This window comes from Kitasatospora sp. NPDC001309, assembly GCF_042896295.1.
Taxonomy (GTDB): domain Bacteria; phylum Actinomycetota; class Actinomycetes; order Streptomycetales; family Streptomycetaceae; genus Kitasatospora.
Window position 1 is genome coordinate 134,575 of the sequence record NZ_JBIAXC010000007.1, and the last position, 24,215, is coordinate 158,789.

The following is a 24,215-nucleotide window of genomic DNA, read 5'->3' on the forward strand; positions in this document are numbered from 1 at the left end:
TTCCTGTGGTCGGTGGGTGGTTCAGTGGTTCAGGAGCCGAGCCCGGGCAGGTCGTGGCCCATCCGGTCGCGCTTGGTACGCAGGTAGCGAAGGTTGTGCTCACCGGGCGCGATCTCGACCGCCTCGCGCCCCTTGACCTTGAGCCCGTGGTCGGTGAGCGCGGTCTGCTTCCGCGGGTTGTTGGTCATCAGGGTGAGCGAGCGGACCCCGAGGTCCACCAGCATCTGCGCCGCGATGCTGTAGTCGCGGGCGTCCGCGGGCAGCCCCAGGTCCAGGTTGGCGTCGACGGTGTCGCGCCCCTGCTCCTGCAGCTCGTACGCGCGCAGCTTGTGGGCCAGGCCGATCCCCCGGCCCTCGTGGCCGCGCAGGTAGAGCACCACGCCGCGGCCGGACTCGGCGACCCGCCGGAGCGAGGCCTCCAGCTGCGGACCGCAGTCGCAGCGCAGCGAGCCGAGGACGTCGCCGGTCAGGCACTCGGAGTGCACCCGCACCAGCACGTCCTCACCGTCCGGCAGTCGGCCGTCCTCGCCGAGGCCGCCGGCCACCAGCGCGATGTGCTCGACGCCGTCGAGGGTGCCCCGGTAGCCGACCGCGGTGAACTCGCCGTGCACGGTGGGCAGGGCGGTGGTCGCGGCCCGGTCGACGTGCAGCTCGGTGCGGCGGCGGTAGGCGATCAGGTCCTCGATGGAGATGATCGCCAGGCCGTGCTCGCGGGCGAAGGCGACCAGCTCGGGCAGCCGGGCCATGGTGCCGTCGTCGTTGACCACCTCGACGCACACGCCGGCCGGCGGCAGCCCGGCGAGCCGGGCCAGGTCGACGGTGGCCTCGGTGTGCCCGGGGCGGACCAGCACGCCGCCGTCGACGGCGCGCAGCGGGAAGACGTGGCCCGGGCGGGTCAGGTCCCCCGGCTCGGTGCCGGGCGAGGCCAGCAGGCGGACGGTGCGGGCGCGGTCGGCGGCGGAGATGCCGGTGTCCACGCCCTCGCGGGCGTCCACCGAGACGGTGTAGGCGGTGCCCTTGCGGTCCTCGTTGACCTGGGTCATCGGCGGGAGCTTGAGGCGGTCCAGCTCCTCACCGGTCATCGGGGTGCAGATCACGCCGGAGCTGTAGCGGATGGTGAAGGCCATCAGCTCGGGGGTCGCGGCGGAGGCGGCGAAGATGAAGTCGCCCTCGTTCTCGCGGTCCTCGTCGTCGACCACGATCACCGCGCGGCCGGCCGCGATGTCGGCGATCGCCCGCTCGACCGGGTCGAGGACGAACTCCTCGGCGCCGCTGCCGCCGTCGTTGCCGGGTCGGGTGCCGGGCTCGTCGCCGGGCCGGATCTGGTTCTCGGTCATGCCGTGACTCCCTGCGGGACGTTGGCGGAGGTGGCTCGCGGCTCACGGGTGCTCAGCCACCAGGACCGCAGGCCGAGCAGCACCAGGACGAAGTAGACGGAGTAGGTGAGGCCCGAGAAGGTGTAACCGCTGTTGAAGGCGAACGGGACGCCGACCGCGTCGACCGCGATCCAGGCGAACCAGAACTCCAGCCAGCCGCGCGCCTGGGCCACCATCGCGGCGAGCGTGCCGACGAAGATGTAGGCGTCCGACCAGGGGCTCCAGGACAGTTCGGGGTAGGCCGTGAACAGCAGCGCCAGGGCGACCGTGCCGACCGCGGTGCCGGCCACCAGGGCGGCCCGCTCGGGCCAACTGGCGAACCGCACCGAGATGGTGCCGGTGTCGCGGCGCCCGCGCCGCCACTGCGCCCAACCCCAGGCGGCGGTGACGATGACGATCAGCTGCTTGCCGATCAGACCGGGGACGTGGCCCCCGAGGTAGGCGGCGATCAGCACGACGCCGGACAGGAGTTGGACCGGCCAGCTCCACACCGAACGGCGCCAGCCGAGCGCCAGGCCGCCGAAGCCGAACAGGTTGCCGATCATGTCGGCCCACTTCACGTGTTCACCGAGGACGGTGAACGCCTCTCCGCTGAGCCAGCTCATTCCTTGTCCCCCGTGCTGTGCGTGATCTGCGTGATGTGTGCGATGTCCGCGGTGTCTGTGGTGTCCGCGGCGTGCGTGGCGTGCGTGGCCTGTGCGGCCGGTGCGGTGTGCGGAAGGTTCGGGAGGGTGCGCGATTCGAGCAGCCGCTCCACGTACTTGGCGAGCACGTCCACCTCGAGGTTGACGCTCTCGCCGAGGGTCTTGGCGCCGAGCGTGGTCAGTGCGAGGGTGGCCGGGATGAGGCTGACGGTGAAGCTGTCGCGGGCCGCCTCCACCACGGTGAGGCTGACGCCGTCGACCGTGATCGAGCCCTTCTCCACCAGATAGCGGGAGATGGACTCCGGCAGCGAGAAGCGCAGCACCTCCCAGCGCAGGTTGCCGGCCGCGTCGCGCTCGCCGGGCTCGCGGCTCAACAGCCGCCCGGTGGCGTCGACATGGCCCTGGACCAGGTGCCCGCCGAGCCTGGCACCGAGCGCCATCGCGCGCTCCAGGTTGACCGGGGAGCCGGGCTTCAACTCGCCCAGGCTGGAACGGTGCAGCGTCTCGGCCATCACGTCGGCGCTGAACTCGCCCGTCTCGGCGGCCAGTTCCTCGGCACTGTCGACCACGGTCAGACAGACGCCGTTGACCGCGATGGAGTCGCCGTGACGCGCACCGACACGAACTACCGGGCCACGGAGGCGGATTCGCGAGGAGTCGCCGATCTCCTCGATCGACACGACCTCGCCGAGCTCTTCGATGATGCCGGTGAACACCCGGGTCTCCTCGCGCTTGGGGCGCGGACTCCGGGGCGGCAGAGGGAGATGACAAACGGACGGGCACCGGTGCACGGGGCTGCCGACACGACCCGTCGCCGGGATGCCGGAACCGCCGGGAGATCGCTCACCCGACCCGGGAGACACCTCTCCCGCCGTTCACCTGACCGTGGTCCGGTCCGGTTCGTGATGGACCACGGGTACTGCTCTTCGTCCGCCCGCGCACGCCTCCCATCCGGACTTTAACCGTCGGTCCAGGAATTTCACCTGGTCAACCGGCCGCTGGCTGCGGACGGGTCGCGGACTGTAACCGCCGGTTCGGATTTTCACCGACCCCGGAGTGCGCTGAACGTCACTGCTGATGACGTCATTGTGCCACGCGGGGCGCGAGCCGAGGGAGAGGGTTCCGCTGTGGCCTGTTTCACGGCCCCGCGGGGAATGCGCGGTGGGTCCGGTACGGCGCCGGTGGCGCCGCCGTGCGCGCAGGGTGACCCTGGTGGTGGGGCCGGAAGGCCGGCGGGGTCTGCGGAGTTCGCGGGATCCGCGCGGTTCGCAGGACTCGCAGCGTTCGGAAGGTTCTGAAAGTTCGCGGGGTTCGCGGAGTTCGCAAGGTACGGAGGCGAGCACGATGAAGTTCATGGACGTCCACCACGGGATGGTCGGGATCACGCCGGAGCAGCTCAGGGCGGCCCACACGGCCGACCTGGCGGTCGAGGGCGAGGAGGGCGTGCACTTCGAGCAGGCCTGGGCGGACCCCGAGTCCGGCACGGTGTACTGCCTGTCCGAGGCGCCGTCCAGGGAGGCGGTGCAGCGGGTCCACGAACGGACCGGGCACCCGGCGGCCGAGATCCACTCGGTGCCGTTCTCGGTGTGACCGTCCGGTATGACCGTCTCGGTGTGAGCGTTCCGGGGCCTTCGGCCCCGGCCGGGCTCAGAGCGTGGCGGGTGCGGCGATCGGCGTGAAGTGGGTGACCTCCGGGGGGTGCACGAGGTAGTGCAACTCGCCCTCCGACCAGACCGGCCGGATCCGCCACATCGGCCCGGCGTACCCCCGCAGGGCCTCCTCGTCGCGCCAGCGGCTGACCACGAGCACCCGGTGCCCGTCCTCGGTCACCGAGCGCAACAGCTCACCGCCGAGGCACCCGTCCGTCCGCCCCAACTGCGGGATCACCTGGCCGACCAGGTGCGCGCAGAACTCCTCGATGCGATCGGCCGTGACCTGCCCGGCCCAAATTCTGATGATCACGGCCACCACCTCCGGCTGGCTGGAGTCCCTGGCCCCATTATCAGCGGAAAACCGCTGGTGGGGAGGGATGGAGCGACTCTTTCACGGAGAGTTGAGGAAGCCGGGAGACGGGGCGCGGGAAGAGCCCTCCGTTAGATTCCCGGTATGACCCTCACACCGGAAGCTCCCGCACCGTCAACCCCCGCTCCGGACGCGCCGAACAGCCTGTTCGCCGCCCTCAGCGCGCGTGCCCTCACCGAGCCGGCCCAGCTGCGTGAGGTCTACGAGCAGCCCGGCGACCACGCGCGCCGCAAGCAGGTGGACCACCTCCACGAGGTCGCCCAGCGCCTCATCGCCTGCGCCTCGCTGGTGTTCGTGGCCAGCTCCGACGCGGCCGGCCGCTGCGACGTCTCCCCGCGCGGCGGCCCGGCCGGGGTCGTCTCGGTGCTCGACGAGCACACCCTGGCCATTCCGGACGCCACCGGCAACAAACGCCTGGACACCCTGCACAACATCCTGGAGAACGGCCGGGTCGGACTGCTCTTCGTCGTCCCGGGGCGGGACACCACGCTGCGGGTCAACGGGCGGGCCTGCATCTCCACCGACCCGGAGCTGCTGCGGCAGCTGACGGCCGTCGGCAAGCCCCCGCGCAGCGCGATCGTGGTGGCCGTGGAGGAGGTGTACGCGCACTGCCCGAAGTCGCTCATGCGGGGCTCGGCCTGGAAGCCGGAGAACTGGCTGGCGAAGGACGCCCAGCCGACGTCGGCGGAGGTCACGCTGTCGCACCTGAGGGACGACTCGCTGACCATCGACATGATCGAGCAGACGGAGCGGGAGGCGCTCCTGTACCGGTACGAGTAGGCGCGGCGCCGGTACGAGTGGCGCGGCGCGGGTACGAGTGGGCGCCGGTACGAGTGGGCGCGGGCGCCGGTGGGCCCCGCCACCGGTCCGGGTGGACCGGCCGCGGGGCCCTCGCTCGCCCCGGCCCGGGTCAGGCGGCCTTCGGGACGTCGACCACCGCCGCGCCGTCGGCGGCCCGTTGGACGGCCTCGACGCCCTTGTGGGCGGCGTCCTTGCTGACGTAGCCCTGGCCGGTCGCGACGATCTCGCCGTTGCCCGCCTTGAGCCGGAACCGGTACTTGCCGCCGGTGTCCTCGTAGACCTCGAACTTGCCCGACATCCGGGCCACCTCCTCGTGCGGCACGGGTGCGCCGCGTCGATCCGTCCCCCTCCCCCTCGCAGTACCGTGCGCCCGGTGCGGGCACGGGCGCACCCGGTCGGCCGCCGGACGGGTGACGCCGGGCCGACCCGGGTTTGCGGGGGTGCCGGGGAGGCCGCCGGTGGTTTGAATGGACGGATGGACTGCGTGTTCTGTGCGGTGGTGGCGGGCGAGGAACCGGCGCACCGGGTGCTGGACGACGCGGCGGCGGTGGCCTTCCTGGACCGCCGGCCGCTGTTCCCCGGTCACGTGCTGGTCGTGCCGCGCGCCCACCACCGGACCCTGGCGGACCTGCCGCCCGAGGAGGTCGGGCCGTTCTTCCTGCGGGTGCAGCGGGTGGCGGCGGCGATGGAGCGGGGGCTGGGCGCGGCGGGCAGCTTCGTTGCGGCGAACAACCGGATCAGCCAGTCGGTGCCGCACCTGCACGTCCACGTGGTGCCGCGCAATCCCAAGGACGGGCTGCGCGGGTTCTTCTGGCCGCGGGGGAAGTACCCGGACGAGGCGGGGGCGGCGGAGGTGGCGGCGCGGCTGCGGGCGGCGCTGGAGGAGGGGTAGGGGCGGCGGGGGGGGTAGGGGCGGCGGGGGGGGTAGGGGCGGCGGGGGGCGGCGGGGGTTTTCGGCGTTCGACCGGGCATTTCGACCGGGCTCTTCTGTCGGGCACTTCGGCCGGACCTCTTGACAGGTATAGACCACTCCGCTTGAGTCGGTGTCGGCCCCGTACCGGCCCGCACCCCGGTCGGCCGTCCCCCACGACGCGCCCCCGCACGGGCCACGGCTCCCCTGCCCCACCAGGTCCCGGTCCCGACGACGTGCGGCCCCCACCGCACAAGGGGTGATGACGTGTCAGTCAAACGCCTGCTCGCGCTGCTGTCCGCCGTGGTCACGGCGCTCGCGCTCGCGGTGCTCCTCCCGGCCTCCGCCAGCGCCGCCGCCTGCGGCACCGCGTGGAGCGCGACCGCCGTGTACACCGGCGGCGCCGCCGTCTCGTACAACAGCCACAACTGGACCGCCAAGTGGTGGACCCAGAACGAACCGCCGAGCACCGGGGGCTCCGGGGTCTGGTCCGACCAGGGCCCCTGCGGCGGCCCCACCGACCCCGGCCCGACCCCCACACCGACCCCGAACCCGGGCGGATTCCCGGTCAGCCAGGCCCAGTTCGACCGGATGTTCCCGAACCGGAACCCCTTCTACACCTACCAGGGCCTGCTCGACGCCACCAGCGCCTACCCCGGCTTCGCGGCCACCGGCAGCGACACCGTACGGAACCAGGAGGCCGCGGCCTTCCTCGCCAACGTCAGCCACGAGACCGGCGGGCTGGTCTACGTGGTCGAGCAGGACACCTCCAACTACCCGCACTACTGCGACACTTCGCAGCCGTACGGGTGCCCGGCCGGGCAGTCCGCGTACTACGGGCGCGGACCGATCCAACTCAGCTGGAACTTCAACTACAAGGCGGCGGGCGACGCTCTCGGCATCGACCTGCTGCACAACCCGGACCTGGTGCAGACCGACCCGGCGGTGGCCTGGAAGACCGGCCTCTGGTACTGGAACACCCAGAACGGTCCCGGCACCATGACCGCGCACGACGCGATGGTCAACGGGAAGGGCTTCGGCGAGACGATCCGCAGCATCAACGGCGCGCTGGAGTGCAACGGCAACAACACCGCGCAGATGCAGCACCGGATCAGCCTGTACCAGAGCTTCGTCCAGATCCTCGGCACCGTGCCCGGGGGCAACCTGAGCTGCTGACGGGCCCAGGGTCCGTCCTCGAACTCCCGTCGTCCGCCCGGAGGGCGGGAGCTCGAAGCCGGGCCCTAAGGTCGGGGGCATGAACGAACTCGCGCGCCTCGTGCAGCAGACCTCCGACCGGGTGGCGGGGCGGTGCGTCGGTGTGGTGGTCGCCGGGGTGGCCGGTGGCGCCGTGGAGATCCGCGGTGCCGGGTGGACGGGTCCGGGGGGCGAAGTGCCCGGGGCCCGGACGTTGTTCGACGTCGGCTCCGTCACCAAGGTGTTCACCGCGCTCGCGCTCGCGCGGCTGGCGCTCGACGGCACGGTGCGCCTCGACGAGCCGCTCGCGGAGGTACTGCCCCGCTCTACGGCCGTCCCGTCCCGGGGCGGGGAGGCGATCACGCTCCGGCACCTCGCCACCCACACCTCGGGGCTCCCCCGGCTGCCCCGGGGCGTGCTGCTGCGCGCGCTGCTGCGGCCCGACCGGGCGGACCCGTACGCCCATTGCACCGCCGAGCGAATACTCTCCGGGCTCGGGCGGACCCGGTTGCGTTCCGCCCCCGGGCGCAACTTCCGGTACTCCAACCTCGGCGCCGGGCTGCTCGGGCTGGCCCTCGCCCACCGGGCCGGCACCACGTACGGGGAGCTGGTGGACCGCGAGGTCTGCGCACCGCTGGGGCTGACGGACACCTGCCTGCGGCCGGACGCCGACCAGTCCGCCCGGCTGGCGTCCGGCCACGCGCCGACCGGGCGCCCGGTGCCGTCCTGGGAGTTCGCGGCGCTCCCCGGCATGGGCGGGCTCCGCTCGACGGCGGCCGACCTCGCGGCGTTCCTGCGGGCGCAGTTGGCGGCCGAGGGCGAGCCGGACGCACCGCTGGCGCCGGCGATGCTGCTCGCCCGGGAGACCAGGCACCGGGTCAACCCCTTCGCCTGGACGCACCTCGGCTGGCTCGGCCACCGGCTGCACGCCCAGCAGGGCAGGCACCTGCAGTTGTGGCACAACGGGGGGACGGGTGGATCCGCCTCCTTCCTCGCGTTCGACCCGGAGCGGCAGGTGGGGGTGGTGGTGCTGGCCAACTCCCGGCGGTCGGTGGACGAGGCGGGCACGGCGCTGCTGCGGCGGCTGCAGGTGGGGCTCGGCGCGGGCGGGCGCTGACGGGCGGGCTCGGCACGGGCGGGCGCTGGCGGGCGGGCTCGGCACGGGCGGGCGCTGGCGGGCGGGGCCTCCCCCGCTGCCGCGACCGCCTCCTGCCGCCTCCTGCACTTCGCCTCCCCCGCCGACCGGCGCTTCGGTCGCCCCTGCCGAACGGCACCCCCTGCTGCCGGACACGCTCCGGCTGTTTCGGGCCAAAGGGTGTCGATTGGCACTGTTCCGGAGGGTGGTGGGCGATCGATCCTGGTGGTCCGACATCCGGGAGTCGTAGTTCCGGTTGGGGAGACCGTCGAGGGCAAGGAGGGCGAAGTGGCGATGCTGTGGTCGCCCGGGTGGGCGTGGCCGTTCGTGGAGAACGGACAGGGCCGTCGCAGGTCGGCCGGTCCGCTCGGGCCGGTGGTGCAGGTGCACCGGGCGTTCCGGCCGGTCCCGTGGCGGGCGCGGACATGGCTGGACACCGTGGCGGCGGTCCTGGCACTGGTGGTCTGCCTGGCGTTCGGCGAGTGGTGGCCGGCCCCCGTGGTGGCGGCCGCGGCGGTGCTGGCCGCGAACGGGTACGGCGCCCTACGGTCCGCGCCCGGGCTACGCGCCGTACGGGTCCATGAGGGCGGGCTGGCACTGGTCGGGGCGGGCGCCGGCGAGCGGCTGCTGCCGTGGGCGGGCATCGAAGCCGTCGAGCACTCCCCCGCCTCCGCCAGGTTCCCCGGCTTCCCCGGCGGGCGGCGGCGGGAGCCCGAGCGGATCCGAATATGGCCCGTCGGCGCGGCCGAGCCCCTGGTGCTGGCCCACCTGCACGGGCTGGAGGGCTTGGCGCGGGAGGCGGACGAGTTCCTGTCCCCGCACCTCCGGGCCGCACTGCACGAGGCGCTGCGCAGCGAGGGGAGCGTCCGGTTCGCCCGGGGGCGGCTGACGGTGACGGCCGGCGGGCTGGTGCACCGACCTCCGCACCCCCTGGTCGCGGCGGAGGCGTACCGGTGGGCGGAGGTGCACTCGGCCCGGGCGTCAGGCCTCGGCGAGCTGGAACTCCGGACACGGTCGGCGGGCCTGCCGCTCACCCTCCCGGTGCCCAACGCCCGTGCGGCGGCGGACTTCCTGGAGGCCGTCCGGGCCGGGGCCCGGGTCACCTTGGCGGACGCCTAGGTCGACCCTGGAGGCAGTCAGCTGGCACAGACCGGCACCGGGCGGATCCGGCGGGCTCGTGCGGGCCCGACCGATCATCCCCTAGGGGCTACCGGGGGTCCGTCCCGCAAGGGATCAGTACATCGCTGAGTGGACGTCAGTTCGCCTGCCCGCGACCTACCGTCGCTCGTATGAGCCGACACACGAGCCGACTTCGCACCACCGCCGCGGTCGCGGCCCTGCTGCTCGCGGTGCCCCTGTCCGTCGCAGCGGCGGCACCGGCCCTGGCCGCACCCGCCGCGCCGGTCGCCGCCACTGCTGGCACCGCCGGCACGGCGAGCGCCGTCCACCTCGAACTCCCGCGCCCGACCGGGCCGTTCGCGGTCGGGCAGGAGGTCCTGCACCTGGTCGACGAGAACCGCCCGGACCCATGGGTGCCCTCCGCCGGGCCGCGCCAACTGATGGTCACGATGTACTACCCCGCCCACGCCGGGACGGGCAGCCCGGCCCCGTACATGACCGCCGCGGCCGCCCGGCTGCTGCTGGACGCCAAGCTCCCGGGCAACACCGTCCCGGCCGAGGCGGTGGCCGACACCCGGACCTGGTCCAGGACGGACGCCCGCCCGCAGGGCGGCCACTACCCGCTGGTGGTCCTCTCCCCCGGCTTCACCATGCCGCGCGCCTCGCTCAGCAGCCTCGCCGAGGACCTGGGCAGCCGCGGCTACGTGGTGGCCCTGGTCGACCACACCTACGAGAACACCGGCACCACCTTCCCGGACGGGCAGACGCTGCCCTGCGTGGAGTGCGGCCGGCTCACCACCCCAGAGGCCTGGAAGGGCCTGGACGAGAGCCGGGCGAAGGACGCCTCCTTCGTCATCGACCAGCTGACCGCCCGCCCCCACCCGGCCTGGCGCTACGCCCGCATGATCGACCGCGACCGGATCGGCATGGCCGGGCACTCCGCCGGTGGCGCGGCCAGCGTCCCGGCGCTGGTGACCGACGACCGGATCCGGGCGGGGGTGGATCTGGACGGCAGCATGGACTACGAGGTGCCCGAGTCCGGGATCGGCGGCAAGCCCTACCTGATGATCGGCCACCCGCTGCCCGACGGCGCCGAGGACACCAGCTGGACCGACAGCTGGCCCCGGCTCGACGGCTGGAAGCGGTGGCTGACCGTCGACGGCACCGACCACGGCAGCTTCACCGACTACCCGCTCTTCCTCAAGGCGCTCGGCGCGCCCCAGCCTCCGGGGACCACCATCACGGGGCAGCGCGCCGTCGAGCTCACCCGCCGGTACGTCGGGGCGTTCTTCGACCTCCAGTTGAAGGGCATCGACCAGCCGCTGCTCGACGGACCGACCGCCGCCGACCCGGAGGTCCGCTTCCACTCCTGACCGGGCGCACCCGAGGGGCCGTCGGCGCGCTGCCGGCGGCCCCTTCGGCTCTGTGCCCACCGCCCGGGGGCCCGGGGGGCTCCGCTACGCGGCGGAGGCGGCGGCTGCCGAGGCGATCGGTTCGAGCAGCGGGTGCGGGCGGACCAGGGCGCGGGAGACCGCGTCCTCGCGGTGGCCGTCGGCCTGGGCCGGGTTGGGGCGCATGGTGACCTCGGCCGGGGGGACGGGCCCGCCGCCGCAGCCGGGGCAGGCGCCGATGAGGTCGAGGTCGGTGCCGCAGGCGCGGTGCGCGAACAGGTGGTGCGGGCCGCCCGGGGTCGCGTGCCGGCCGCCCCAGCGGCTCAACTGGTAGAGCGGGCCCCAGAGTTCGAGGCCGGTCTCGGTGAGCAGGTAGCCGTGGCGCAGCGGCGCCTGCTGGTACGGCTCCTTGCGCAGCACCCCCGCCGCGACCAGGGCGTTGAGTCGCGCGGTGAGGACGGCTCGCGGGATGCCCAGGTGGACGAGGAAGTCGTTGAAGCGCTGCACGCCGTAGAACGCGTCGCGGACGATCAACAGGCTCCAGCGCTCGCCGACCACCTCCAGGGCGCGGGCCAGTGCGCAGTCCTGCAGTTCGTAGTCCGTTCCCAGCGCCATGCGGGCCAGCGTAGTCCACGGCCGATGTGGGTTCAATGAACAGACTTTCGGTGGTAGCGTCCCACTCAAGACGAAGGTTCATTCACCAGACCCAGACCCATTGGCCGCCCTCCGGAGGGAACACCCATGTCCCCCGCACCGCCTGCCCCTTCCACACTGCCCGGCCCGCTCGTCCGGCCCCACTGGCCCGTCCGGCCGGTCCGGCCCGGTGCCACCCTGGCCGTCACGGCCGCCGCCACCGCCCTGGTCACCGTCGCGTACACCGCCCCCACCGCCTCGCTCGCGGCCACCGCCCAGGCCGCCCACCTCGGCGCCACCGGCCGCACCTGGATCCTCACCGGCACCCTCGTCGGCATCTCGGCCCTCCTGCTCACGGCCGGCAGCGCCGCCGACGACCACGGCCGCAAACGGGTCTTCACCTCCGGCGTCCTGCTGTTCGCCGCCGCCGAGGCCCTGGCCGCACTCGCCCCCGACGGCACCGTCTACCTGGCCGCCCGGATCCTGCTCGGCGCCGCCTGCGCCGCCGTCCTCGCGCCCGCACTCGGCCTGATCAGCCATGCCCACCCGGCCGGGCCGCAACGGATCCGGGCGCTCGGCGTCTGGGGCGCGGCCGTCGGCCTCGGCATCGCGGTCGGACCGGTCTACGGCGCGCTCATCCAGCAGTGGGCGGGCTGGCGGGCGGTCGGCGGCGGACTCGCCGTCGTCTCGGCCGTCGTCGCCGCCTGCGCCGCCGTCCTCCTCACCGAGTCCCGGGCCGAACGGCCCCGCGCCCTGGACCCGTACGGCGTGCTCACCCTCGCCACCGGAACCACCCTGCTCATCGCCGGGCTCGCGGAGGGCCGCGGCGGCTGGGGGCGGGCCCCGGTGGTGGCACTGCTGGTCGGCGGGGTGCTGCTGCTCGCCGCCTTCGCGGTGGTCGAGACGAAGGGCCGCGAGCCGATGCTCGACCCGGCCCTGTTCCGCAGCCCCGGCTTCCTCGCCGCAACCGGCGGCGCCCTGTTCACCGGGCTCTCCCTGGTCGGCTTCATGAGCTACCTGCCCACCCTGCTCCAGGGCGTGCTCGGCCTCTCCGGCCTGGCCGCGGGCGGCGTACTCGCCCTGTGGTCCGGCCTGTCCGTGGTCGCCGCCCTCCAGGCCCGCCACCTGGCCGCCCACCTGTCGGCCACCACCCAGGTCGCCCTCGGCCTGCTCGTCTGCGGCCTCGGCGAGGCAGGATTGTACGGCCTCGGCCCCGACTCCTCCTGGCTCCGGCTGGCCCCCGGCCTGGCCGTGGCCGGTCTCGGCAGCGGCGTCCTCAACGCGGCCCTCGCCCGGCTGGCGGTCAGCAGCGTCCCCGCCCACCGCGCGGCCATGGGCTCGGGCGCCAACAACACCTCCCGCTACCTCGGCTCCGCCCTCGGCGTCGCCGCGACGGTCGCCGTCGCCTCCTCCGCCCACCCCCACGCCCCCGGCCCCGAGGCCGCCGCCCAGGCCCTCGCCACCGGCACCGACCGCGCGGTCCTGCTCGCCGCCACCCTCTGCCTCCTCGGCGCAACCCTCGCCCTCACCGCCCGCCACGCCGAACGCCGCACCCAGGCCGGAGCCCAGACCCCATGACCGGGCGTGGCCCACAGAAAGTCGACCCCGCTGACTTCCCACACAGCCCACCCGGCCGCCTTGCCCCGCCACAACCAACACAAGAACTCGACCCGGCCGACTTTCCATGCGCGCCGACGCCCCAACAGGAGCCAGCCGACCGCCCTCGGCTGCAAGAACCACCTGGCCCCGCCGCACGGCCGACACAGGAAGTCGAACCCGCCGACTTCCCACACACACCCACCAGACAGGCACCGGGCAACTCCTGCCCACGGCGACTACAGCAGCCCGACCGGTACGCAGGCCGCACAGAAAGTCGAACCCGCCGACTTCCTACGCAGACCAACCAGCCACCTGGAACGGGAGGCCGCTTGGCCCCGCCACAACCAACACAGGAAGTCGATCCGGCCGACTTTCCGTACGCGCCGACGTCCCAACGCGAACCAGCCGACCGCCCTCGGCTGCAAAGGCCATCTGGTCCTGCGGCCGACGCAGGAAGTCGGACCCACCGATTTTCCACGCACACCCACCGGACAGGCGCCGGGCAACTCCTGCCCACGGCGACTACAGCAGCCCGGCCGGAACGCAGGCCGCACAGAAAGTCGAACCCGCCGACTTCCTACGCAGACCAACCAGCCACCTGGAACCGACTTTCCGTACGCGCCGACGCCCCCACGCGAACCAGCCGACCGCCCTCGGCCGCAAAGGCCATCTGGTCCTGCGGCCGACACAGGAAGTCGAACCCGCCGACTTCCCACGCACACCCACCAGACAGGCACGGGGCAACTCCTGCCCACGGCGACTACAGCAGCCCGACCGGAACGCAGGCCGCGCAGGAAGTCGAACCGGCTGACTTCCTGTGCGGGGTCGGGGCCTGCCATGGGGGGTCAGTCGTTGGGGGTGGGGGCTTCCTCGGTGGGGGGCTCGTCGGCGAGGTCTTCGGGCTGGTCGTCGGTGGGCTCGTCGGGGTCGGTGAATCCTCCGCCGAAGTCGGGCATGGGGGCTCCTCCAGGTGGTCGGGGCGCGCGGGTGAGCGGGCTCGCTCCGAGGATCGCAGGGGTCCCCCGGCGTCCGACAGACGCCTGCCCAACTTCGTTCGGCTGCCGGAGCGTTGCCGCGGGTGAGCGGGGAGCCAGGGGTGCGGGTGACGCCCGGTGCCGGATCGGGTACAGCCCGCTCGCACGGGTCGGCGGCGGCCACGAGGGGCGGCGCGCGGGGGCTGCGTGCGAGGATGGCAGGGCTGGTGGGAACGATCTCCGGGCGGTTCTCTGGCCATGGTGGACGATGACGCGCAACGCCGGGGGGAGCCGCAGCACGGCGCCCTGCTGATGGTGCCGATCGCCACGGCGCTGATCGAGGCCGACGGGCGGATCCTGCACTGGAGCGGCGACGCGGAGGCACTGCTCGGTTACCGTGCGGACGAGGCGGTGGGGGCGAAGGCCGCCCGGCTGCTGACCTCGGACGAGCACCGGCCGGAGGTGCTGGAGCTGTTCCGGGAGATCCTGGCGGGCCGCGAGTGGTCCGGGGTGTTCCCGGTGCGGCACCGGGACGGGCACCTGGTGAACCTGGAGTTCCGGACCCATCCGGTCCGGGGGCCCGGCGGGGAGCCGCTGGTGCTGGCGGTGGCGTCGGAGGTGACGACGCTGCGCCGGATCCAGGCGGACCTGGCCGTGCTGGACGGTTTCTTCACCCAGTCCCCGGTCGGCATGGCGGTGTTCGACACCGGTCTGCGCTACGTGCGGCTGAACGAGGCCCTGGCGGTGGCGAACGGCCTGGCCGTGCCCGAGCACCTGGGCCGCCGGCTCACCGAGGTGCTGCCCGGGATCAACGGGGACGAGGCCGAGGCGGTGATGCGGCAGGTGCTGTCGACCGGCCGCCCGGTGGTGGACTTCCGTACCCAGGGCCGTACGCCGGGGGATCCGCAGCGGGACCGGGCCTGGTCCGCCTCGTACTTCCGGCTGGCGGACCGGAGCGGGCGGGTGCTCGGGGTGAGCGCGACCATCATCGACGTCACCGAGCGCTACCGGGCCGATGCCCGGGCGGCGAGGGCGCAGGAGCGGCTGTCGCTGCTGGTCGACGCGACCGCCTCGATCGGCACCACGCTGGACCTGCGGCAGACGGCCCGGGAGCTGGCGGACGCGATGGTGCCCCGGGTCGCCGACATCAGCGGGGTGTTCGCGCTGGAGGCGCTGATCGCCGGGCGCAACGTCGAGCCGCCCGCCCCGGACGCGGCCCAGCTGGTGCGCCGGCTGGCGCTGGCCACCACGGATCCGCTGTACCCGGCCGACGCGCTGCCGGTGGACTCGGTGTACGAGCTGACCGCGGACTCCCCGTACGCCCGGGCGCTGATCACCGGGCGGACGGTGGTGGTGCCGTCCTGGGAGCTGTCGCCGCTGGCCGACGCGCTCAGCGAGAGCCGTCGCCGGGCGTTCCTGGGCGACCGGCCGCGCTCGGTGCGGATCACCCCGCTGGTGGCGCGGGGCACGACGCTCGGCATGGTGGTCTACTCGCGGCGCGGCGAGCGGGAGTCCTTCGCGGAGGCGGACATCACGCTCGGCGACGAATTGGCCTCGCGCGCGGCCGTCGCGATCGACAACGCCCGGCTGTACCTGCGCCAGCACCAGACGGTGCTGGCCCGGCAGCAGGCGTTGCGCGAGGCGAAGGCCGCGCAGGAGCGGCTGGCGCTGGTGAACACGGCCTCCGCCCGGATCGGGACCACGCTCGATCTCGACCGCACCGCCCACGAGTTGGCCGAGGTGGCGACGCCCCGGCTGGCGGACACGGTGGTGGTGGAGGTGCTGGAGGAGCTGGTGCGGGGCGAGCGCGAGCCGCGCGCCCCGGCGGACGGTTCGGCGCTGCTGCGGCGGATGGCGTTCCACTCGGTGCGCGGTTCCACCCTGGCGCCGATCGCCCGACTGGGCGGGGTGCACCGGTTCCAGCCCGGTTCGCCGTACGCGTGGAGCCTGGCGCACCGCAGGCCGGTGCTGGTGCCGCGGATGGACGAGGAGGGGCTGGCCTGGTTCGCCGACGATCCGGTGCGCACGGCCGCGGTGCGGGAGCAGAACGTGCGCTCGTTCATGGTCGTCCCGCTGATCGCGCGCGGCAATCCGGTCGGTGTCGCGGGCTTCTACCGGACGCTGGTGGAGCGCCCGTACGAGGAGGAGGACCTGGCGCTGGCCGGGGAGTTGGCCGTACGCGCGGCGGTGTCGATCGACAACGCGCTGCTGTTCACCCGGGAGCGGGACGCGGCCGCGGCCCGGCAGCGGGCGCTGGACGAGGCCTGGGCCGCCCAGCAGCGGCTGGGCCTGTTGAACGAGGCCAGCAACCGGATCGGCACCACGCTCGATCTGCACCGCACCGCAAGGGAGTTGGTGGAGGTGGTGATCCCGCGCTTCGCCGACTTCGTGACGGTGGACCTGCGCGACGCGGTGCTCGGCGGCGAGGAGCCCGGGCCGGTGCCGAGGGACGGGCCGGTGCTGATGCGGGCGGTGGCGGTCGGCGAGTCGGCGCCGGACGGCAGTATGACGGCGGCCGCGGACCAGGTCGGCGAGACCTCGCAGTCGGCCGAGGTGTACGCGCAGAGCCTGCGGACCCGGCGCTCGATCCTGGTCTCCGAGGTGACGGAGCAGGAACTGCGGCGGATCGTCGCCTCCCCCGACCGGGTGGAGCCGGGGCTGGCCGCCGGGGTGCACTCCTACCTGATGGTGCCGCTGGTGGCGCGCGGACTGGTGCTCGGCGGCGCGGAGTTCGTCCGCACCCACAATCCGGCGCCGTTCGGACCGGCGGACCGTTCGCTGGCCGAGGAGCTGGCCGCCCGCACCGCACTGGCGATCGACAACGCCCGGCTCTACCGCCGGGAGCGGGACACCGCTCTGACCCTCCAGCGCAGCCTGCTGCCGCAGGAGATCCACCGCACCCTCGGCCTGGAGCTGGCCTACCGATACCTGCCGAGCAGCGTGGTGAGCGAGGTCGGCGGCGACTGGTTCGACGTGGTGCCGCTGTCCTCCGGCCGGGTCGCCCTGATCGTCGGCGACGTGATGGGCCACGGCATCCGGGCCGCCGCCACCATGGGCCAACTACGGACGGTGGCACGGACGTTGATCACCCTGGAGCTCAACCCGGTACGAGTCCTGCACCGACTGGACGAGGCCACCTCGGCGCTCGGCGAGGGACAGTTCGCGACCTGCGTCTGCGTGGTCTACGACCCGGCGGACCGCAGCTGCACCGCCGCCTGCGCCGGCCACCTGCCGCCCGTCGTCGCCGACACCGAGGGCAACGCCCACCTGGTCGAACTGCCGCCCGGCGCTCCGCTGGGCGTGGGTGGAGTCCCGTTCGAGAGCGTCGAGTTCACCCTCCCCGAGCAGGCCATCCTGACCCTCTACACCGACGGACTGGTCGAGCGCCGGGGCCACGACCTGGACGAGGGGCTGGAGTTGCTCTGCCGCACGGTCGCCGACCGGCGCCGCTCGCTGGAGCAGACCTGCGACGCCGTCCTGACCCGGCTCACCGGGCGCACCCAGGAGGACGACATCGCCGTCATCATGGCGCAGGTCCGCCCGGCCGGCGCCGACCGGATCGCCGTCCTGCCGCTCACCGGCGACCACGCGATGGTCGCCCACTCCCGGCGCTTCACCCGCGAGACGCTCACCGCCTGGGGCCTGGCCTCGCTCACCGACTGGGCCGAGCTGCTCACCAGCGAGCTGATCACCAACGCCCTGGTGCACGCCGGATCGCCCGTCCAGCTAAGGCTGTTCTGCAACCGGGTGCTCACCGTCGAGGTCGCGGACCGGGAGAGCGAGACGCCCCGGATCCGGCGCGCCCGCAGCGAGGACGAGGGCGGCCGCGGCATCCACCTGGTCAACGAGCTGGCGCACCGCTGGGGCAGCCGCCGGACCACGGACGGCAAGGTGGTCTGGTTCGAGCTGGAACTGCCGCCGGACTACCCGCCGACTGCGTGAACAACCGCAGGTTGTCGGCCCGGGGCGGGCGTTGTTGGCCCCCGGGACGGCCGCCGGGCTTTGCTGGTGCCACGGCCGGCAGCCCGACCGGACGGAACGACGAGCCACAGGAGCCCACCATGCCGCAGAACGACGCCCGCACCGTCGTCACCGAGTACGTCACCCGGCTGGCCGCAGGCGAACTCGACGCCGCCGTCGCCCTGTTCGCCGAGGACGCCACCTGGACCTACCCGGGCGACCTGGCGCTCTCCCGTACCTGGCGAGGCAAGCAGGAGATCTTCGGCGACTTCCTCGGCCAGGTCGGCACCCTCTTCGCCTCCGACGGCCTGCCGAGCCTCACCCTCACCGGCGTCCTCGCCGACGGCCCGCAGGCGGTGGCCGAGTGGACCGCCGTCGGGACGGCCGCCAACGGTGCCCGCTACGAGAACCACTGCCTGGGCGTGTTCACCGTCGAGAACGGGCTGATCACCGCCGTCCGCGAGTACCTGGACACCCACCACGTGGCGCGGACCCTGCTGGCCTGAGCCCCTGCCGGCCTGAGCCCCTGCCGGCCGGGCGACCGGCAGTCGGCCGCGGCACCCGCTCAGTCCGGCAGCAGCAGGTTGACGTCCCCGAACTCGTGCCACAGGTAACGCTGTTGCACGGCCGCGCGGTAGCAGGCCGCCAGCAGTGGACGGCCCGCGACGGCGGCCAGCATCAGCAGGTGCGAGGCGCGCGGCTCGTGCCAGCCGGTGAGCAGGCCGTCCACCGCGCGGACGCCGCGTTCCGGGGTGATCACCAACTCCGTCCAGCCGTCCGCCTCCTGGAGCGTGCCGTCCGACGCGACCGCCGACTCCAGGGCGCGGACCACGGTGGTGCCGACGGCGATCACCCGGCCGCCCTCGGCCCGGACGTGACCGACCAGCCGGGCGGTGGCCGCCGGGACGTGGAAGCACTCCGCGTACGGGGCCTCGTGCGCCTCCGGCGAGGCCACCCCGGTGTGCAGGGTGACCGGAGCGACCAGCACGCCCCGACCGGCCAGCCGCGCCACCGAGTCCGGCGTGAACGGGCGGGCGGCGCTGGGCATTTCGCTGCTGCCGGGGACGGTCGCGAAGACCGTCCGGTAGGCCTCGATCGGCCAGTCGCGGTCCACGTAGCCGTACCGGATCGCCCGGCCGTGCCGGTCCAGGTACGACAACAGGGGCTCGGGCAGGGACAGTTCGGCGTACCAGAGGCGGGCGGTGAAGGGCTGCACCAGGACGGCCCCGCCGCCCGCCGGCAGGGCGACGCACAGGCCCGGGCGGGCCGGGGACTCCTCCGGCGGGTAGTAGGCCGCGGCCGCACCGGGCACGGACCGACGCAACTCGACCAGGTAGGAGCCCCGTCGGTCGGGCTGGGCGGAGGACAGGTGCAGCGCGACCGGGGTGCCGTCGGGCAGTCGGCCGGGGAGGGCGGCCGGGACGGTGGCCGAGTTGTTCACCACCAGGAGGTCCCCCGGGCGCAGCACCTCGGGCAGCTCGGTGAAGCGGTGGTGCTCGACGGCGCCGGTGTCGCGCCGGCCGACCAGCATCCGCACGCCGTCCCGGGCCGTGCCGCGGGCCTCCGCCGGTTCGCGGGCGGAGAGTTCGGGCGGGACGGTCACATCGAGGCCCAGCGCGGCCAGGGTGGTCATCGCCCGCTCCGACCGGGGGCAGGGGCGGGGAGGGCGGCCAGGTCCTCGGCGCGGTAGCGGCCGGACGGCGTGCGGTGGTGCAGCAGGCCGAGCAGCAGCGGGGCGACCTGTTCGGGCAGCGGCTCGCCGGAGATGTCCTCACCGGGACTGGCCTCCTGCAGCATCGCGGTGCGCATGCTGCCCGGGTCGACCGCCCAGACCCGCAACTCCGGCTCCTCCCGGGCGAGTACGGCGGTGGCCTGGTCGAGCGCCGCCTTGCTGGCACCGTAGCCGCCCCAACCGAGGTAGGGCTCCACGGCGGCGTCCGAGCTGATGTTCAGCACGGCCCCGGCGTGGGCGCGCAGTTGCGGCAGGACGAGCTGGGTGAGGGCGAGCGGGGCGAGCGCGTTGACCTCGAAGAGTTCCAGCAGGTCCGGCAGCGGGAAGTCGGCCATCCGGGGCAGCGGTTCGGCGCCGGGCGCGGTGGCGCCGTTGAGCGAACCGGCGTTGTTGATCAGGAGGCTCGCGCCGCCGAGGCGGTCGGCGGCCGCGGCGAGGTGGGCCCGGTGGTCGTCGTCGACGATCGAACCCGGCAGGGCGACGACCTCGGTCAGGGCGGACAGTTCGGCCGCGGCCCCGGCGAGTGCGGTCGCGCCCCGGGCGGTGACCACCAGCCGCCAGCCCTCGGCGGCGAGGGCGCGGGCGAGGGCCAGCCCGAGGCCGCGGGAGGCACCGGTGACCAGGGCGACGGGAGCGGAATCGGTGTGCTGCGCTGCGTTCATGGCCCAACCATCGCGCCACCGGGCGGGCGGCGGATCGGCCCTGGAACCGGGGCCGGGCCCTCCGTTCGTCCTAGACCGCCGGCCGGACCTAGGACCGGGACCCGGGGGCCCACTCCCCCTCCCCCTCCCCCCGACGGGAGATCGGCCCGGGTGGCCTGCACCCCCGGCGGGAGGTCAGCCCCCGGCGGGAGGTCAGCCCCCGGCCGCCCAGCCGGACGGGTCGTCCCAGGCGGCGAGCGTGCGGCGGCTCTCGAAGCGGCGCTCCCGACCGGTCAGCGGGTCGGTGAACTCGACCGTCGAGGCCAGCAGTTGCAGTGGTCGGCGGAAGTCGTTCGGGGCCGGTTCGGGCAGCACCACCGGGTACACCGGGTCACCGAGGATCGGCACTCCGAGGCCGCTCATGTGCAGCCGCAGCTGGTGGGTGCGCCCGCTGAGTGGCTGCAGCCCGTAGCAGGCGAGGCCGTCGCGGCGCTCCAGCAGCTCGATCCGGCTCTCGCTGTTCGGCGGCGCGTCGAGCTCCCGGGCGGCGATCACCCCGCGCTCCTTGACGATGTGGCTGCGCACCGTGCGCGGCAGTGCCAGGTCCGGGTCGTACGGCGCGATCGCCCGGTACTCCTTGCGCACCTGCCGGTCGCGGAAGAGCGTCTGGTAGGCGCCGCGGTCCTCGGGGCGGACCACGAACATGGCCAGGCCCGCGGTGAGCCGGTCGATCCGGTGGGCGGGGCTGAGCGCGGGCAGGTCGAGGGCGTGCCGCAACCGGCAGAGCGCCGTCTCGATGACGTGCCGGCCGCGCGGGGTGGTGGCCAGGAAGTGCGGCTTGTCGACCACCACCAGGTGCTCGTCGCGGTGCAGCACCACCAGCTCGAAGGGGACGGGCACCTCCGCCGGGAGGTCCCGGTAGAACCACAGGTGCGCGCCGGGACGAAACGGTTCGTCGGGGGCGATCGGGCCCTGCTCGCCGACGATCTCGCCCGCGCGCAGCGCCGCGTCGATCCGCGCCGCCGCCACCGCGGGCAGCCGCTCGACCAGGTGCTCCCGGACGGTCGGCCAGTCGCCCTCCAGGGGCAGCCGCAGGTGCACAGGGTCCACGCCGAGGCGCTGCGGGAGGGGGGAGGCCGGGCGGCGGTTCTTGCGTCTCATCTCCCGGCCCAGCCTAGGCCCTGCCGGACAGGGCCCGGTGCGCGCCCCGTCCGCCCCGGCCGTGAGGTGCCGGGAGGGTCCGAGCACCGGCACGCCGCCGGTGCGCCCCCGCGCCGAGGTGCTGACCCGGGGCAGGGCGGGGAAAGTGGTTCGAAGGCCCTCGGGCCTGTCTCCTGGATTCCGGCGGACCCGGCAAGGATCCAAAGGATCCAGTGGACAGGCCCTGGGGCCTGGAGCTTCCCGACCACTGGAGGAGAACGCGTGAGCGCCGACGGCCCGGACGGGCTTCCGCCGCTGCACCTGCCACGGCGGACCCGGCTGCTGCTGTACGGCGCCCTCGTCCTGCTGGTCGCCGCGGTGGTGGCCGCCCTGGCCCTCGGCCCCGGAGCGACCCTGTCCCCGTTACTCGCGGTGGCCCCGGTGCTCTTCGGGGCCACCACCCGCAAGGCCCGGGTGCCGCTGCTGGTCGGCGCGGCGGCGCTGCTGGCGGTCGGCGCGCTGGAGTCCGACAACACCCAGCTGCCGCTCTCGGTGCGGATCAGCGTGCCGGTCACGGTGCTGGCGGCGACCCTGGCCAGTGCCGCCAGCGTGGTGCTGGTGGCGGCGCGGGAGCGGCAGCTGTACCAGGTCCGGACAGTGGCCGAGGCCGCCCAGCGGGCCCTGCTGCGGCCGCCCGCCGAACGGATCGGGCCGCTGCGGCTGGCCGTGCGGTACGTCGCGGCGACCGCCGAGGCCCGGATCGGCGGGGACCTGTACGCCGTGGTGGAGACCCGCTTCGGAGTGCGGATCCTGCTGGGCGACGTCCAGGGCCACGGGCTCCCGGCGGTGGAGACGGCCGCCGACGTGCTGGGGGTGTTCCGGGAGGCGGCCCGCACCGAGCCCGACCCCGGGCGGCTCGCCGAGCGGCTGGACGCGGCGCTCACCGCGCGGCCGGGCGACGGCCGGTTCGCCACCGCGCTGCTGCTGGACGTGCCGGCCGGCCGGGAACCGGTGCGGGTGGTGAACTGCGGCCACCCGCCCCCGCTGCTGCGCCGGGCGGGCCGGGTCGAGGAGCTGGCGCCGACCGTCCCCGCGCCGCCGTTGGGCCTGCGCGAGCTGACCGGGGAGGACTACTCGGCCAGCCGCTTCGAACCGGGCCCGGGCGACCTGTTGCTGCTGCACACCGACGGGGTGTCCGAGGCCCGGGACTCCGGTGGCCGGTTCTACCCGCTGGCGGAGCGGCTGCCCGGACTGCACGGCAGCAGCCCCGCCGACCTGCTGGACGCCGTGCTGGCGGACGTCCGGGGCTGGGTCGGGGACGCCGGGCTGGCGGACGACGCGGCGCTGCTGGCGCTGCGCTGGGACCACTGAGGCGAGGCGCCGGAGGTACGGGAGCGCGGGAGGCGGCCGGCCGCTGGCGGACGGTGGACGGCGGACGGCCGCTGGCGGACGCGATTGTCAGTGCCGTGTGCAACGCTTCACACACGGTCGCCGGGAGTCGACCGTACGGGTCGGAGCGCGTGCCGGGCGGCGCGTGTCGACGGCGCGTGAGGACCGACGAGGGGAGCGTGCCATGGCCGAGGCGAGCGGGTCGTTCGAGGTGACGGCGTTCGAGCCGGTGGAGACGGAGCAGCGCGAGGGCGCGGCGTTCGGGCGGGTGCGGATCGCCAAGACCTTCACAGGTGGGCTGAGCGGTCGCGGCGAGGTGCGGATGCTGTCCGTCGGCGACGCTTCGGGCGGGCCGGCCTCGTACGTCGCGGTGGAGCACGTGACGGGCGAACTGGACGGACGCAAGGGCTCGTTCGTGCTGCAGCACGCGGCCTGGGATGCCACCGGTGTGACGATACGCGTGGTGCCGGGCACGGGGGCGGGCGAGCTGGCCGGGATCACCGGCGAGTTCCGGCTGGCCGTCGACGCGTCCGGCGCGCACACCTACGTGCTGGCCTACGAGCTGGGCTGACGGCCGGCGCACCGGCCCGGACCGGTGACAGTCGGGGTCGGGGCCGGTGCGGTCCGGCCCCGTGTCCGCTCAGAGGATGGGCTGGGTCGCCTCCAGGCGCTGGATCGCGGTCCGGACGGCCGTCGCGAAGCTCCAGAACAGGGGCAGCGTGTTGGCCGCCCGGTCGGCCCGGGTGTTCTTGCCGGGGGCGAACATCGCGACCCGCAGCTCGGTGGTCAGCTCCAGCTGGGCGCCCGCGCCGAGCATGCTGCGGTTGCAGATGTTCTCCGGGGAGACGCCGGCGATCTCCTCCTCGCCCGAGGCGGTGACGGCGCGGATGCCCGCTGCGCCGAACTCCTCCATCAGGTACTGGCGGAAGGTGGAGTTCAGCCCGCCGACCAGCACGGCCCGGGCACCCGCCTCCAGACCTGCCTGGCCGGTGGTGCAGCCGTGCAGCGAGAGCACGTTGAGGCTGCCGGAGCACATCGCCCGGACCACGGTGTCGTCGCAGTGGGTCGAGGTGACGTGCAGCGCGCTGTTGTTGGAGGGGCGCAGGCCCTCGAACATCCAGAAGTCGTGGACCGGCCCGGCGGCCGGGATCGGGGCGAGGTCGGCGGGGTGGTAGCCGGCGACGGCCAGGCACAGCTCGGAGGTGCCGCCCTCGATGCCGCCGCCGTGCGGGGCGACGACGGTGGTCCGGATGAAGGCCGGACGGCCCTGCGGGCTCTGGTCGTCGATCAGGTGCCGGCGGTAGCGGCGGCCGTAGTCGACGCCCTCGACCAGGCTGGGGTCGGCGTACAGCGCGGTGTTGGAGGGGTACTGGTCGGCGGCGCTCGCGGGGGTGCTGCCCACGGCGGCGCCGAGGGTGCTGAGGGCCGGGGCCGCGGCGAGCGCGGCGATCAGGGTACGACGGTTGATCACGTTCGGGATCATGACAGGAGGTGGGGCATCGGTAAAGTCGACGCAAAGCAACGATCAAGTCTGCACCCGATTGCGGCGGGGGCG

22 protein-coding genes and 1 riboswitch are annotated in these 24,215 nt (G+C 74.2%); of the genes, 12 read left to right on the plus strand and 10 right to left on the minus strand.

Annotated features, from left to right (window positions below; genetic code table 11):
• Positions 1–29: 29 nt before the first annotated feature.
• The 3 genes from ACFY2K_RS09890 to ACFY2K_RS09900 are packed head-to-tail and all read right to left on the minus strand — an operon-like array spanning position 30 to position 2,736.
• Positions 30–1,337, minus strand: coding sequence for a bifunctional 3,4-dihydroxy-2-butanone-4-phosphate synthase/GTP cyclohydrolase II (locus ACFY2K_RS09890; protein ID WP_387710556.1), 1,308 nt, complete (start codon positions 1,335–1,337; stop codon positions 30–32).
• Positions 1,334–1,981 carry a nicotinamide riboside transporter PnuC gene (locus ACFY2K_RS09895; RefSeq protein WP_375883906.1) on the minus strand — a complete coding sequence of 216 codons (648 nt, stop codon included), beginning with the start codon at positions 1,979–1,981 and terminating at the stop codon, positions 1,334–1,336. Before ACFY2K_RS09895 ends, ACFY2K_RS09890 begins: the two co-directional genes overlap by 4 nt.
• On the minus strand, positions 1,978–2,736 hold the full coding sequence (locus ACFY2K_RS09900) for a riboflavin synthase (protein ID WP_387710558.1): 759 nt from the start codon (positions 2,734–2,736) through the stop codon (positions 1,978–1,980). The genes ACFY2K_RS09895 and ACFY2K_RS09900 overlap by 4 nt, the downstream gene beginning before the upstream one ends.
• A gap of 219 nt (positions 2,737–2,955) precedes the next feature.
• Positions 2,956–3,083, minus strand: a riboswitch (FMN riboswitch).
• A gap of 281 nt (positions 3,084–3,364) precedes the next feature.
• On the opposite strand from ACFY2K_RS09900, the gene ACFY2K_RS09905 reads away from it, so the two are divergent.
• Positions 3,365–3,610 (plus strand): SCO4226 family nickel-binding protein, encoded by a 246-nt coding sequence (locus ACFY2K_RS09905; RefSeq protein ID WP_375883903.1) that lies wholly within the window; start codon positions 3,365–3,367, stop codon positions 3,608–3,610.
• 57 nt (positions 3,611–3,667) lie between these two features.
• Here ACFY2K_RS09905 and ACFY2K_RS09910 read toward each other — a convergent pair whose 3' ends face one another.
• Positions 3,668–3,982, minus strand: a complete 315-nt coding sequence (locus tag ACFY2K_RS09910; protein ID WP_375883900.1) for an antibiotic biosynthesis monooxygenase family protein — start codon at positions 3,980–3,982, stop codon at positions 3,668–3,670.
• A gap of 144 nt (positions 3,983–4,126) precedes the next feature.
• Between ACFY2K_RS09910 and ACFY2K_RS09915 the strand changes: the two genes are divergently transcribed.
• Positions 4,127–4,822 (plus strand): MSMEG_1061 family FMN-dependent PPOX-type flavoprotein, encoded by a 696-nt coding sequence (locus ACFY2K_RS09915; RefSeq protein ID WP_380521405.1) that lies wholly within the window; start codon positions 4,127–4,129, stop codon positions 4,820–4,822.
• Positions 4,823–4,952: 130 nt separating this feature from the next.
• Here the strand turns inward: ACFY2K_RS09915 and ACFY2K_RS09920 are convergent, their stop codons facing one another.
• A complete protein-coding gene (locus ACFY2K_RS09920; RefSeq protein WP_375883894.1) occupies positions 4,953–5,141 on the minus strand; it encodes a YegP family protein in 189 nt (62 codons plus the stop codon).
• Positions 5,142–5,318: 177 nt separating this feature from the next.
• On the opposite strand from ACFY2K_RS09920, the gene ACFY2K_RS09925 reads away from it, so the two are divergent.
• The 5 genes from ACFY2K_RS09925 to ACFY2K_RS09945 all read left to right on the plus strand — a co-directional run bounded on the left by ACFY2K_RS09925 (position 5,319) and on the right by ACFY2K_RS09945 (position 10,574).
• Positions 5,319–5,735, plus strand: coding sequence for an HIT family protein (locus ACFY2K_RS09925; protein WP_387710561.1), 417 nt, complete (start codon positions 5,319–5,321; stop codon positions 5,733–5,735).
• A 285-nt stretch (positions 5,736–6,020) separates the two neighbouring features.
• Complete coding sequence (locus ACFY2K_RS09930) at positions 6,021–6,929, plus strand: glycoside hydrolase family 19 protein (RefSeq protein WP_375883890.1); 909 nt, start codon at positions 6,021–6,023, stop codon at positions 6,927–6,929.
• A gap of 79 nt (positions 6,930–7,008) precedes the next feature.
• Positions 7,009–8,064: a serine hydrolase domain-containing protein gene (locus ACFY2K_RS09935; RefSeq protein WP_387710563.1), complete on the plus strand. Its 1,056-nt coding sequence runs from the start codon at positions 7,009–7,011 to the stop codon at positions 8,062–8,064.
• 306 nt (positions 8,065–8,370) lie between these two features.
• Positions 8,371–9,201, plus strand: a complete 831-nt coding sequence (locus ACFY2K_RS09940; RefSeq protein WP_380521414.1) for a hypothetical protein — start codon at positions 8,371–8,373, stop codon at positions 9,199–9,201.
• Positions 9,202–9,371: 170 nt separating this feature from the next.
• The gene (locus tag ACFY2K_RS09945; protein WP_387710565.1) at positions 9,372–10,574 is read left to right on the plus strand and encodes an alpha/beta hydrolase family protein; all 1,203 of its coding nucleotides are present in this window, start codon (positions 9,372–9,374) and stop codon (positions 10,572–10,574) included.
• An 84-nt stretch (positions 10,575–10,658) separates the two neighbouring features.
• Here the strand turns inward: ACFY2K_RS09945 and ACFY2K_RS09950 are convergent, their stop codons facing one another.
• The gene (locus ACFY2K_RS09950; RefSeq protein ID WP_380587907.1) at positions 10,659–11,207 is read right to left on the minus strand and encodes a winged helix-turn-helix transcriptional regulator; all 549 of its coding nucleotides are present in this window, start codon (positions 11,205–11,207) and stop codon (positions 10,659–10,661) included.
• Positions 11,208–11,333: 126 nt separating this feature from the next.
• On the opposite strand from ACFY2K_RS09950, the gene ACFY2K_RS09955 reads away from it, so the two are divergent.
• The 3 genes from ACFY2K_RS09955 (at position 11,334) to ACFY2K_RS09965 (ending at position 18,264) form a co-directional block, all read left to right on the plus strand.
• Positions 11,334–12,803: an MFS transporter gene (locus ACFY2K_RS09955; protein ID WP_387710567.1), complete on the plus strand. Its 1,470-nt coding sequence runs from the start codon at positions 11,334–11,336 to the stop codon at positions 12,801–12,803.
• 1,253 nt (positions 12,804–14,056) lie between these two features.
• On the plus strand, positions 14,057–17,740 hold the full coding sequence (locus ACFY2K_RS09960) for a SpoIIE family protein phosphatase (protein ID WP_387710569.1): 3,684 nt from the start codon (positions 14,057–14,059) through the stop codon (positions 17,738–17,740).
• A 119-nt stretch (positions 17,741–17,859) separates the two neighbouring features.
• Entirely contained in the window at positions 17,860–18,264 is a 405-nt protein-coding gene (locus ACFY2K_RS09965) for a nuclear transport factor 2 family protein (protein WP_375883874.1), read from the plus strand.
• A 59-nt stretch (positions 18,265–18,323) separates the two neighbouring features.
• On the opposite strand, the gene ACFY2K_RS09970 is transcribed toward ACFY2K_RS09965, so the two are convergent.
• From ACFY2K_RS09970 to ACFY2K_RS09980, 3 genes are all read right to left on the minus strand, one after another.
• Complete coding sequence (locus tag ACFY2K_RS09970; RefSeq protein WP_387710571.1) at positions 18,324–19,391, minus strand: S-adenosylmethionine:tRNA ribosyltransferase-isomerase; 1,068 nt, start codon at positions 19,389–19,391, stop codon at positions 18,324–18,326.
• Positions 19,388–20,152, minus strand: a complete 765-nt coding sequence (locus tag ACFY2K_RS09975; protein WP_387710573.1) for an SDR family NAD(P)-dependent oxidoreductase — start codon at positions 20,150–20,152, stop codon at positions 19,388–19,390. The genes ACFY2K_RS09970 and ACFY2K_RS09975 overlap by 4 nt, the downstream gene beginning before the upstream one ends.
• Before the next feature lie 192 nt (positions 20,153–20,344).
• On the minus strand, positions 20,345–21,292 hold the full coding sequence (locus ACFY2K_RS09980; protein ID WP_380521431.1) for an RluA family pseudouridine synthase: 948 nt from the start codon (positions 21,290–21,292) through the stop codon (positions 20,345–20,347).
• 261 nt (positions 21,293–21,553) lie between these two features.
• Between ACFY2K_RS09980 and ACFY2K_RS09985 the strand changes: the two genes are divergently transcribed.
• On the plus strand, positions 21,554–22,642 hold the full coding sequence (locus ACFY2K_RS09985) for a PP2C family protein-serine/threonine phosphatase (protein ID WP_375883867.1): 1,089 nt from the start codon (positions 21,554–21,556) through the stop codon (positions 22,640–22,642).
• A 202-nt stretch (positions 22,643–22,844) separates the two neighbouring features.
• Positions 22,845–23,231, plus strand: a complete 387-nt coding sequence (locus ACFY2K_RS09990; RefSeq protein ID WP_380639232.1) for a DUF3224 domain-containing protein — start codon at positions 22,845–22,847, stop codon at positions 23,229–23,231.
• A 69-nt stretch (positions 23,232–23,300) separates the two neighbouring features.
• Here the strand turns inward: ACFY2K_RS09990 and ACFY2K_RS09995 are convergent, their stop codons facing one another.
• A complete protein-coding gene (locus ACFY2K_RS09995) occupies positions 23,301–24,143 on the minus strand; it encodes a poly-gamma-glutamate hydrolase family protein (protein ID WP_387710576.1) in 843 nt (280 codons plus the stop codon).
• Positions 24,144–24,215: the final 72 nt, after the last annotated feature.

Bases quoted from the DNA above. Each gene is read 5' to 3' on its own strand.
- ACFY2K_RS09960 (WP_387710569.1), top strand. From the start codon at position 14,057: ATGGTGGACGATGACGCGCAACGCCGGGGGGAGCCGCAGCACGGCGCC.
- ACFY2K_RS09990 (WP_380639232.1), top strand. From the start codon at position 22,845: ATGGCCGAGGCGAGCGGGTCGTTCGAGGTGACGGCGTTCGAGCCGGTG.
- ACFY2K_RS09950 (WP_380587907.1), bottom strand. From the start codon at position 11,207: ATGGCGCTGGGAACGGACTACGAACTGCAGGACTGCGCACTGGCCCGC.
- ACFY2K_RS09970 (WP_387710571.1), bottom strand. From the start codon at position 19,391: ATGACCACCCTGGCCGCGCTGGGCCTCGATGTGACCGTCCCGCCCGAA.
- ACFY2K_RS09955 (WP_387710567.1), top strand. From the start codon at position 11,334: ATGTCCCCCGCACCGCCTGCCCCTTCCACACTGCCCGGCCCGCTCGTC.
- ACFY2K_RS09965 (WP_375883874.1), top strand. From the start codon at position 17,860: ATGCCGCAGAACGACGCCCGCACCGTCGTCACCGAGTACGTCACCCGG.
- ACFY2K_RS09995 (WP_387710576.1), bottom strand. From the start codon at position 24,143: ATGATCCCGAACGTGATCAACCGTCGTACCCTGATCGCCGCGCTCGCC.
- ACFY2K_RS09895 (WP_375883906.1), bottom strand. From the start codon at position 1,981: ATGAGCTGGCTCAGCGGAGAGGCGTTCACCGTCCTCGGTGAACACGTG.
- ACFY2K_RS09905 (WP_375883903.1), top strand. From the start codon at position 3,365: ATGAAGTTCATGGACGTCCACCACGGGATGGTCGGGATCACGCCGGAG.
- ACFY2K_RS09945 (WP_387710565.1), top strand. From the start codon at position 9,372: ATGAGCCGACACACGAGCCGACTTCGCACCACCGCCGCGGTCGCGGCC.
- ACFY2K_RS09890 (WP_387710556.1), bottom strand. From the start codon at position 1,337: ATGACCGAGAACCAGATCCGGCCCGGCGACGAGCCCGGCACCCGACCC.
- ACFY2K_RS09975 (WP_387710573.1), bottom strand. From the start codon at position 20,152: ATGAACGCAGCGCAGCACACCGATTCCGCTCCCGTCGCCCTGGTCACC.
- ACFY2K_RS09915 (WP_380521405.1), top strand. From the start codon at position 4,127: ATGACCCTCACACCGGAAGCTCCCGCACCGTCAACCCCCGCTCCGGAC.
- ACFY2K_RS09980 (WP_380521431.1), bottom strand. From the start codon at position 21,292: ATGAGACGCAAGAACCGCCGCCCGGCCTCCCCCCTCCCGCAGCGCCTC.
- ACFY2K_RS09925 (WP_387710561.1), top strand. From the start codon at position 5,319: ATGGACTGCGTGTTCTGTGCGGTGGTGGCGGGCGAGGAACCGGCGCAC.
- ACFY2K_RS09935 (WP_387710563.1), top strand. From the start codon at position 7,009: ATGAACGAACTCGCGCGCCTCGTGCAGCAGACCTCCGACCGGGTGGCG.
- ACFY2K_RS09920 (WP_375883894.1), bottom strand. From the start codon at position 5,141: ATGTCGGGCAAGTTCGAGGTCTACGAGGACACCGGCGGCAAGTACCGG.